This window comes from Stieleria varia (genome assembly GCF_038443385.1).
Classification (GTDB): Bacteria; Planctomycetota; Planctomycetia; order Pirellulales; family Pirellulaceae; genus Stieleria; species Stieleria varia.
Map to the genome: position 1 here is coordinate 2,436,053 of NZ_CP151726.1, position 10,210 is coordinate 2,446,262.

At 57.6% G+C, this 10,210-nt stretch carries 4 protein-coding genes; 3 read left to right on the forward strand and 1 reads right to left on the reverse strand.

Translation table 11 applies throughout. The features are described from left to right. Positions 1-78 precede the first annotated feature (78 nt). The 3 genes from Pla52nx_RS08395 to Pla52nx_RS08405 all read left to right on the forward strand — a co-directional run bounded on the left by Pla52nx_RS08395 (position 79) and on the right by Pla52nx_RS08405 (position 3,456). A complete protein-coding gene (locus tag Pla52nx_RS08395) occupies positions 79-1,581 on the forward strand; it encodes a glutamate synthase subunit beta (RefSeq protein WP_146519686.1) in 1,503 nt (500 codons plus the stop codon). Between the two features lie 117 nt (positions 1,582-1,698). Further along, positions 1,699-2,268, forward strand: coding sequence for a protein kinase (locus Pla52nx_RS08400; protein ID WP_146519685.1), 570 nt, complete (start codon positions 1,699-1,701; stop codon positions 2,266-2,268). Positions 2,269-2,811: 543 nt separating this feature from the next. Beyond that, on the forward strand, positions 2,812-3,456 hold the full coding sequence (locus Pla52nx_RS08405; RefSeq protein ID WP_146519684.1) for a hypothetical protein: 645 nt from the start codon (positions 2,812-2,814) through the stop codon (positions 3,454-3,456). A gap of 117 nt (positions 3,457-3,573) precedes the next feature. On the opposite strand, the gene Pla52nx_RS08410 is transcribed toward Pla52nx_RS08405, so the two are convergent. Then, positions 3,574-10,179 carry a Calx-beta domain-containing protein gene (locus Pla52nx_RS08410; protein WP_342190365.1) on the reverse strand — a complete coding sequence of 2,202 codons (6,606 nt, stop codon included), beginning with the start codon at positions 10,177-10,179 and terminating at the stop codon, positions 3,574-3,576. Between the last annotated feature and the right edge of the window lie 31 nt (positions 10,180-10,210).

A 10,210-nucleotide genomic window follows, 5' to 3' on the forward strand; every position in this document is an offset into this window, starting at 1 on the left:
CGAAGTTCGTTTTGACGGACTCGACCCTTCATCAACAAGTACGAATCATCCACCAAAACACCGTAAAGAGATTTGATCATGGGAAAGCCGACCGGATTCAAAGAGATCGATCGCAAAAAAGTGCCATGGCGACTGCCCGTTGTTCGCATCAATGACTACGACGAAATCTATACCGAACACAAAATCGATCACCTGCAAGAACAGGGTGCCCGGTGCATGGACTGCGGTGTCCCATTTTGTCAGTCCGGCACCGGTTGCCCGATTGATAACCTGATCCCCGAATGGAACGACTTGGTTTACAACGGTCGCTGGAAAGAAGCCATCGAGCGGTTGCACAAGACCAATAACTTCCCAGAGTTCACCGGACGAACCTGTCCGGCACCCTGTGAAGGTTCGTGCGTCCTTGGCATTACGAATCCGCCCGTGACGATCAAGAACATCGAGAACGCCATCGTCGACCGAGCCTGGGCCGAAGGATGGATCGTCCCCGAGCCACCGGAAACTCGCACTGGCAAGAAAGTCGCAATCGTTGGCAGCGGCCCCGCCGGATTGTCAGCCGCCGACCAACTCAACAAAGCCGGCCACAGCGTTACCGTTTACGAGCGTGCCAGCCGTATCGGCGGCTTGCTACAGTACGGCATTCCGAACATGAAACTTTCTAAAGCCGCCGTTCAACGTCGCGTCGACAAAATGACGGCCGAAGGAGTCACGTTCGTCACCAATGCCAACGTCGGAAAGGAAATCGATCCCAAGGAATTGATCAACGCAAACGATGCTCTGCTGTTGGCGTGTGGAGCAACCAAGCCACGGGATCTGCCGATTCCCAATCGGGAATCCAAAGGCGTTCACTTTGCCATGGAATTCTTGACCGCCAACACCAAGCAGATGGTGCATGGCGATGACATCGGTAACGAATTCATCAGCGCAGAAGGAAAAGACGTCATCGTAATCGGAGGCGGAGACACCGGCACCGACTGCATCGCAACAAGCATTCGTCATGGCTGTCGAAGTCTGGTCAATTTTGAGTTGCTGCCCAAGCCACCAGAGGAACGAGCCGCTGACAACCCTTGGCCCGAATGGCCGCGCATTTTCCGCGTCGACTATGGACACGAAGAAGCCGATGCGAAATTCGGTCGCGATCCTCGTGAGTACCAAATCCTGAGCAAAGAATTCTTGGTCGATGATGCCGGCAACCTGCGTGGTATCAAGACCGTGGAAGTCCAGTGGACCAAGGATGAACAAGGTCAGTGGAAGATGGCCGAGGTCGAAGGGTCGGAAAAGGATTGGCCCGCGCAATTGATCCTGCTGTCGATGGGATTCCTTGGACCCGAGCAATATGTGCCAGAGTCTCTCGGATTGGAAACCGATCCACGAAGCAATTTCAAAGCCACCCACGGCGAATTCGCCACAAACATCGACAAAGTCTTTGCCGCTGGTGATTGCCGACGCGGACAAAGCTTGGTTGTATGGGCGATCAATGAAGGCCGTGGCGCCGCTCGTTCGATCGACATCTTCCTGCAAGGCTCCAGCAACTTGCCCGCCCCCGGCGTCACCTTGGGCACCAGCATGCAAGTAGGCTAGGGTCCTGCCGTACGTCGGGCTTTACCTTGTACGTCAGGCTTTCTAGCCTGACACCCACTGGACCATGTCAGCCTAGAAAGGCTGACGTACGTTGATTCCTCACACTGGGCACGCCTTATGCGTCGTGTGATCAAAGTCGGCGGAAGCCTGTTGCTCAGGCCCGACCTCGTCCCACTCGTCACACATTGGATCGAGTCGCAACCGACCGGCGAGAACTTGATCATCGTAGGCGGCGGCGAATTGATCGACGCGATTCGGCACCTGGATGCCATTGAGCCGGCTGATGCGTCCGAAACTCATTGGCGTTGTGTCCGTTTGCTGGATCACACCTTTGAGCATTTGATCGCCAGAGCACCGACTTGGAATGTCGTCTCAGAGGGACCTCTGGAGCCGGACAAGGTGTTCTCGCAAGACACCCCAACACTCATTCGCGTGGGCGTCTTTTACAGCCCTGATGCCCAGGCTCCGATGCCACACGACTGGCGCACGACGACGGACGCCATCGCGGCCTTCCTGGCCCATCGACTTGGGGCAGACGAAGCCGTCTTGCTCAAGGCCTGCGAGATCCCAGCCTCCGCGTCTATCCCGGAACTGATCCAGCAGCGAATCGTGGACGAAGCAATCACGATGGCAGGCTACCCAATGTCACAGATACGATTCGAGCAACTCTCGCCCAACCCCACTTAGACTGGGTTGTTCAATCTCCAACCCCGTTTGACCCGTAGCCGTAGCCGTAGGCGCAGGCGGAAGCGGCGTTCGTCTCTCCACGGCAATCCGCTCGGTAGCGTCTCCTACGCCTGCGGCTACGGGTCAAACAACGTAAATGCCCCGCAGCCAAACGCGCAGGCGGAAACCCGTTTGACCCGTAGCCGTAGGCGCAGGCGGAAGCGGCGTTCGTCTCTCCAGGGCAATCCGCTCGGTGGCGTCTCCTACGCCTGCGGCTACGGGTCAAACAACGTAAATGCGACCACCAAGCGAAACAAAGCGCAGTCATTTTGACTACACCCCGCTCCTTGTGACTGCACCCTCATGCATTGCTCGACATCACTTTGACGACACACGTTCTAGCGTCGCAAAAACGCTAAAACCCGTGTTTCGCCGTGAAACACGGCATTTTTGTCACATTGGGCAGACTTGGAGGGTGTTTGGCATCTGCGATGCAATCAAGTAGCCCATCGGTCGGCGGGTAAGTCGACTCACCCATCACACAACTTCAAAAGGGATTTCGTCATGGCACTCACTCGCTCCACTTTCGCTGCCGTCGGCCTGTTCTTTGCCACGTTGGCGACACCGTCGTTTGCGGATACTTACCACCACATTGACGAGGTGGCTGTGACCATCGAGCGGCAAGCCAGACTGATTGTCGAGGAAACCCGTCATTACATCCACACGCCCGAGTACCGGCACCTCGTCAGTGATGCTCAAGACATGTGTCGACTGGCCAGCCACATGCATGAAGTTGCCCATCACCACGGCAGCCTCGCACACCTGGAATCCGACCTCCGTCAACTGGATGCGGAGTTCCATCACTTGGAAGGCCTGTTCGATCGCATTGAGATCCGCGCGGCTCATGGCCAAGGACACATTCACGGCGGCACGGGACACGTCCGATCGTTACTGGACTCCATCGAAGACAACATTCATCACCTGCAAGACGACGTCCGATCGCTTCGCAACCCACACTTCGTGGCACGGCCTGTGATCGTACCGCAGCCGATCGTTTACCCACGACACCGTTCGACTACGATCGACCGTTTTCACGATTCTCACGACCATGGTCATGGCCATCAAGGCTACCGTTCGCATCACAGCGGATCGTTCGGCCGTGGAATCACGATCGGCGGCGGCAGCTCACGCTTCACCATCCGGTTCTAGTGAGCTATCGATTTCGTTGAAATTGGAAACGCAAGAGTGAGCCGTGGGCCGTATGGCACCGGGCAGTGCGGTAGGCCCGGCCGCTTACGCGTCACGGCTCACTAAATCAACCGCTTGCTAGTTGGCCTGATTGGCGAGTAATTCGATCGAGTCAGTGAGCTCGGTGGCTTCGCTGTACTCCGCCTCTGCGATAACTTCGTCGACGCTGACCAAATGAACCGCATCAACGTTTTTGCTCAAGCCCACCAAAGCGACGTCGTGTTGCTCGACAGCATTGAGCAACACGTTCGATTCCGATTCATCTCGAGTGATTCCTTCGCCCTCTGCACGGCCTGAAGAATTCGTCAGCGTTTGTGTCCCAAAGCTCGTGTTCCGCTGGCGGTAAAGCTCATTGATCACTTCCAACGCGTCCAAAGCTGAGATGCGACCGTCGGCATTGACGTCGGGGAAGTTCTGAAGCATCGGGGCGGACTCACCCTCATGCCTGACCCCGAGTTGGTTGACGATTTGCAGCGCGTCCAAGGCAGTCGTGCGTCCGTCAGCGTTGACGTCTGTCGACCTGAGCAGATTGGTTTGAGCATTCTGCAAGGCGCCCGGCTCTGACGAACCAACGGAGTACAATCGCTCATTAAACTGGCCTGGGAAGATGATCGAATACAAGCTGCCGCTACTGATTTCTGCCGTCGTGATCCCATTCTGAATGGTTCCGATAGACTGCAGATCGCCGTCGAGCACTTGAACTTGATCCGTCAGAGACACACTGCCCACAGGGACCACTGTCAATGTCGTGTCAGCCGTCGCTCTAAAAATGATCGCTGTCGGAATCCCATCCGCGGGAATCAAGTACGGTTTGTCGACGACGGTGGGAACGATGATTCTGGTTTCCGAATTTTGCCCATCATCATCGATGATCTGTGCAGTCACCGATCCTTCGTTCGTCACGATGCTATAGCTCGCACTCGGATTGATCGTTACCACCAACGTTTCAGTGGTTTCAACGAGCGAATCATTCACCAGTTGGACGACGACATTTACCTCCGAGACGCCCGCCGCAAAATTCGCAACTCCGTTCGCAAGACCCGGTGACGTCACATCACCAGGCAAAGATGCAGAACCTGAAACCGTGAAGCTGACAGAAAGAGGGGCGTTCAGATTCCCGGTTCGTTGGAACGTGTAAACCAGATTCGATGTGGAGGCCTCGCTAATGAACTGCGTATTGGTCGATACGCTCACCGAGTTGAGTGCAATCGAATCATCATTGTTGATCGTACCAGTCGCCGAACCGTTGGTCGCGCTGACGTTGTAGACCGCTGCGTTGGGCGAAACGGTCAGGATCACTGTCTCATTGCTTTCCACTGTCGTGTCCGCCGTCGGATCGACTGTGACGGTCGCGGTTGCCGAATTGGCCGCGAACACCACATTGGCCGCCGTGCCGGTGAAGTCCGTTCCGGCCGTTGCATTTCCGCTGACCGCATAGTTCACCGTCAAAGGCTGTGTCAGATCTCCACCGGTTCGAGTGAAGGTGTAAACCAAGTTCGCCGCACCGTCTTCGGCCACACTCGACGGGTTCACCGCAACACTGACCGTTGGCAAGGCGGCAACCACATCGTCATCGTTGATCGTACCGGTCGCCGAACCGTTGGTCGCGTTGACGTTGTAGACCGCTGCGTTGGGCGAGACCGTCAGGATCACCGTCTCGTTGCTCTCCACCATCGTGTCCGCCGTCGGATCGACTGTGACGGTCGCGGTTGCCGAATTGGCCGCGAACACCACATTGGCCGCGGTTCCGGTGAAGTCCGTTCCAGCCGTTGCATCGCCACTGACCGCGTAGCTCACCGTCAACGGTTGCGTCAGGTCTCCGCCGGCACGAGTGAAGGTGTAAAGCAGATTCGCCGCACCATCCTCCGCCACACTCGACGGGTTCACCGCAACGCTGACCGTTGGCAGGGCGGCAACCACATCGTCATTGTTGATCGTACCGGTCGCCGAACCGTTGGTCGCGCTGACGTTGTAGACCGCTGCGTTGGGCGAGACCGTCAGGATCACCGTCTCGTTGCTTTCCACTGTCGTGTCCGCCGTCGGATCGACTGTGACGGTCGCGGTTGCCGAATTGGCTGCGAACACCACGTTGGCCGCCGTGCCGGTGAAGTCCGTTCCCGACGTTGCATCGCCACTGACCGCATAGTTCACCGTCAAAGGCTGGGTCAGATCTCCACCGGTTCGAGTGAAGGTGTATACCAAGTTCGCCGTACCGTCTTCAGCCACGCTCGCGGGATTCACCGCGACGCTGACCGTTGGCAGGGCAGCGACCGCATCGTCATTGTTGATCGTTCCGGTCGCCGAACCGTTGGTCGCGCTGACGTTGTAGACCGCTGCGTTGGGCGAGACCGTCAGGATCACTGTCTCATTGCTTTCCACTGTCGTGTCCGCCGTCGGATCGACTGTGACGGTCGCGGTTGCCGAATTGGCTGCGAACACCACGTTGGCCGCCGTGCCGGTGAAGTCCGTTCCCGACGTTGCATCGCCACTGACCGCGTAGTTGACCGTCAACGGTTGCGTCAAGTCTCCGCCGGTTCGGGTGAAGGTGTAAACCAAGTTCGCCGCACCGTCTTCGGCCACACTCGACGGGTTCACCGCAACGCTGACCGTTGAAAGGACCGCAACGACATCGTCATCGTTGATCGTTCCAGTTGCCGATGCGTTGGTCGCGCTGACGTTGTAGACCGCTGCGTTGAGCGAAATGGTCAAGATCACCGTCTCGTTGCTTTCCACCATCGTGTCCGCCGTCGGATCGACCGTGACGGTCGCGGTTGCCGAATTGGCCGCGAACACCACGTTGGCCGCCGTGCCGGTGAAGTCCGTTCCCGACGTTGCATCGCCACTGACCGCGTAGTTGACCGTCAATGGTTGCGTCAAGTCTCCGCCGGTTCGAGTGAAGGTGTAAACCAAGTTCGCCGCACCGTCTTCGGCCACACTCGACGGGTTCACCGCAACGCTGACCGTTGGCAGGACCGCAACGACATCGTCATCGTTGATCGTTCCAGTTGCCGATGCGTTGGTCGCGCTGACGTTGTAGACCGCTGCGTTGAGCGAAATGGTCAAGATCACCGTCTCGTTGCTTTCCACCATCGTGTCCGCCGTCGGATCGACCGTGACAGTCGCCGTTGCCGAGTTGGCTGCGAACACCACATTGGCCGCCGTGCCGGTGAAGTCCGTTCCCGCCGTTGCATCGCCACTGACCGCGTAGTTGACTGTCAATGGTTGCGTCAAGTCTCCACCGGATCGGGTGAAGGTGTAAACCAAGTTCGCCGTACCGTCTTCAGCGACACTTGCGGGATTCACCGCAACACCAACCGTCGGCAACCCAGCCGTGACATCGTCATTGGTGATCGTACCCATCGCCGAACCATTGGTCGCGCTGACATTGTAGACTGCCGCGTTGGGAGAAACAGTCAAGATCACCGTCTCGTTGTTTTCCACCGTCGTATCCGCTGTCGGATCGACGGTTACGGTCGCGGTCGCTGAATTGGCTGCGAACACCACATTGGCCGCCGTGCCGGTGAAGTCCGTTCCCGCCGTTGCATCGCCACTGACCGCGTAGTTGACTGTCAATGGTTGCGTCAAGTCTCCACCGGATCGGGTGAAGGTGTAAACCAAGTTCGCTGCACCGTCTTCAGCCACACTCGTGGGATTTACCGCGACACTGACCGTCGGCAAACCAGCGACCGCATCATCATCGGTGATCGTTCCGGTTGCTGTGGAGTTGGCTCCGACGATGTAGGTGGCGTTGGCTGAAATCGTCAGGATGACGGTTTCATCGGATTCGGCATCGTTGTCGGACGTTGGATCAACGGTGACCGTTGCAGTATCCGATCCAGCGGGAATCACGATCAAGTTACCCGTGCCGGCGTAGTCGGTCCCTAATGTCGCGTCGCCACTGACGGCGTAGGCGACCGTCAACGCGTTGGTCGTGTCACCGGTTCGAGTGAAGGTGTAAACCAAGTTCGCCGCACCGTCTTCGGTGACACTTGCCGGGGCCACGGAAACATTGACCGTCGGCAAACCAGCGACCGCATCATCATCAGTGATTGTTCCGGTTGCTGTGGAGTTGGCTCCGACGATGTAGGTGGCGTTGGCTGAAATCGTCAGGATGACGGTTTCATCGGATTCGGCATCGTTGTCGGACGTTGGATCAACGGTGACCGTTGCGGTATCCGATCCTGCGGGAATCACAATCAAGTTACCCGTGCCGGTGTAGTCCGTCCCTAATGTCGCATCGCCACTGACGGCGTAGGCGACCGTCAACGCGTTGGTCGTGTCACCGGTTCGAGTGAAGGTGTAAACCAAGTTCGCCGCACCGTCTTCGATGACACTTGCCGGGGCCACGGAAACATTGACCGTCGGCAAACCAGCGACCGCATCATCATCGGTGATTGTTCCGGTTGCTGTGGAGTTGGCTCCGACGATGTAGGTGGCGTTGGCTGAAATCGTCAGGATGACGGTTTCATCCGGTTCGGCATCGTTGTCGGACGTTGGATCAACGGTGACCGTTGCGGTATCCGATCCAGCGGGAATCACGATCAAGTTACCCGTGCCGGTGTAGTCGGTCCCTAATGTCGCATCGCCACTGACGGCGTAGGCGACCGTCAACGCGTTGGTCGTGTCACCGGTTCGAGTGAAGGTGTAAACCAAGTTCGCCGCACCGTCTTCGATGACACTTGCCGGGGCCACGGAAACATTGACCGTCGGCAAACCAGCGACCGCATCATCATCAGTGATTGTTCCGGTTGCTGTGGAGTTGGCTCCGACGATGTAGGTGGCGTTGGCTGAAATCGTCAGGATGACGGTTTCATCGGATTCGGCATCGTTGTCGGACGTTGGATCAACGGTGACCGTTGCGGTATCCGATCCTGCGGGAATCACAATCAAGTTACCCGTGCCGGTGTAGTCCGTCCCTAATGTCGCATCGCCACTGACGGCGTAGGCGACCGTCAACGCGTTGGTCGTGTCACCGGTTCGAGTGAAGGTGTAAACCAAGTTCGCCGCACCGTCTTCGGTGACACTTGCCGGGGCCACGGAAACATTGACCGTCGGCAAACCAGCGACCGCATCATCATCGGTGATTGTTCCGGTTGCTGTGGAGTTGGCTCCGACGATGTAGGTGGCGTTGGCTGAGATCGTCAGGATGACGGTTTCATCGGATTCGGCATCGTTGTCGGACGTTGGATCAACGGTGACCGTTGCGGTATCCGATCCTGCGGGAATCACAATCAAGTTCCCCGTGCCGGTGTAGTCGGTCCCTAATGTCGCATCGCCACTGACGGCGTAGGCGACCGTCAACGCGTTGGTCGTGTCACCGGTTCGAGTGAAGGTGTAAACCAAGTTCGCCGCACCGTCTTCGATGACACTTGCCGGGGCCACGGAAACATTGACCGTCGGCAAACCAGCGACCGCATCATCATCGGTGATTGTTCCGGTTGCTGTGGAGTTGGCTCCGACGATGTAGGTGGCGTTGGCTGAGATCGTCAGGATGACGGTTTCATCGGATTCGGCATCGTTGTCGGACGTTGGATCAACGGTGACCGTTGCGGTATCCGATCCTGCGGGAATCACAATCAAGTTCCCCGTGCCGGTGTAGTCGGTCCCTAATGTCGCATCGCCACTGACGGCGTAGGCGACCGTCAACGCGTTGGTCGTGTCACCGGTTCGAGTGAAGGTGTAAACCAAGTTCGCCGCACCGTCTTCGATGACACTTGCCGGGGCCACGGAAACATTGACCGTCGGCAAACCAGCGACCACATCGTCATCGTTGATCGTTCCGGTCGCTGATGCATTGGTCGCGCTAACGGTGTAGACCGCTGCATTTGGAGAAACCGTCAGGATCACCGTCTCGTTGCTTTCCACCGTCCCATCCGCCGTCGGATCGACTGTGACGGTCGCCGTCGCCGAGTTCGCCGCGAACACAACATTCGCTGCGGTCCCGGTGAAATCCGTCCCGGCCGTTGCATCGCCGCTAACGGCGTAGTTCACCGTCAATGGTTGCGTCAAGTCTCCGCCGGTTCGAGTGAAGGTGTAAACCAAGTTCGCCGCACCGTCTTCGGCCACACTTGCCGGATTCACTGCAACACTGACGGTGGGTATCGCAGGGGCAGCGGCAACGATGATTGTTAGGTCACCGAATTCTGTGACGGGGACATCTGCGCCCGTGGTTGTCACTCGAGTCCGACCCCGTCCCTGATCGGCATTCGTGTCTTGCGACGTCAGCGTATAAGTACCTTCAGCCATCGGCGCGGTAACATCAAACGTGCCGATGACGCGAGCTGGAGGCACTGGTAGCAAAGCTCCTGTCCGGGCCAGAGAAACGAAATAGTCCCCGAGATCGGAGTCCATTTCTCCGTCCACTGCCAATGGAAATGCGACCGTTGGGCTATCGCCAGGGACAGCGGGGACGACAAAGTTATTGATCTTGAGCGCGGCATTGGAATTGGTGAGATTGAGCTGTGCTCCCTGGACTCCCGATTCCGAAGTCTCGATTCGGCTGGTCACCGTAAACTTTGTCCCGGGGGCTACGGTGATCTGCGTTCCACCGCCAACTTCCTGTACGACACCCGCCGTGGGGTCCGGCAGGAAGTCCAAGGTTGCCAAGAGTCGCCGAGACTCAAGTAGTTCTGAGATGAGGCTGCGTTTGGTCGGCGCGGGGTTTCGTTTCTTGCGGCGTTTCATGATGCAATATCTGTGGTGGGTTAAGCGAGCG

Coding starts and splice junctions, on each gene's coding strand:
- Pla52nx_RS08405 (WP_146519684.1), top strand. CDS start 2,812: ATGGCACTCACTCGCTCCACTTTCGCTGCCGTCGGCCTGTTCTTTGCC.
- Pla52nx_RS08410 (WP_342190365.1), bottom strand. CDS start 10,179: ATGAAACGCCGCAAGAAACGAAACCCCGCGCCGACCAAACGCAGCCTC.
- Pla52nx_RS08395 (WP_146519686.1), top strand. CDS start 79: ATGGGAAAGCCGACCGGATTCAAAGAGATCGATCGCAAAAAAGTGCCA.
- Pla52nx_RS08400 (WP_146519685.1), top strand. CDS start 1,699: ATGCGTCGTGTGATCAAAGTCGGCGGAAGCCTGTTGCTCAGGCCCGAC.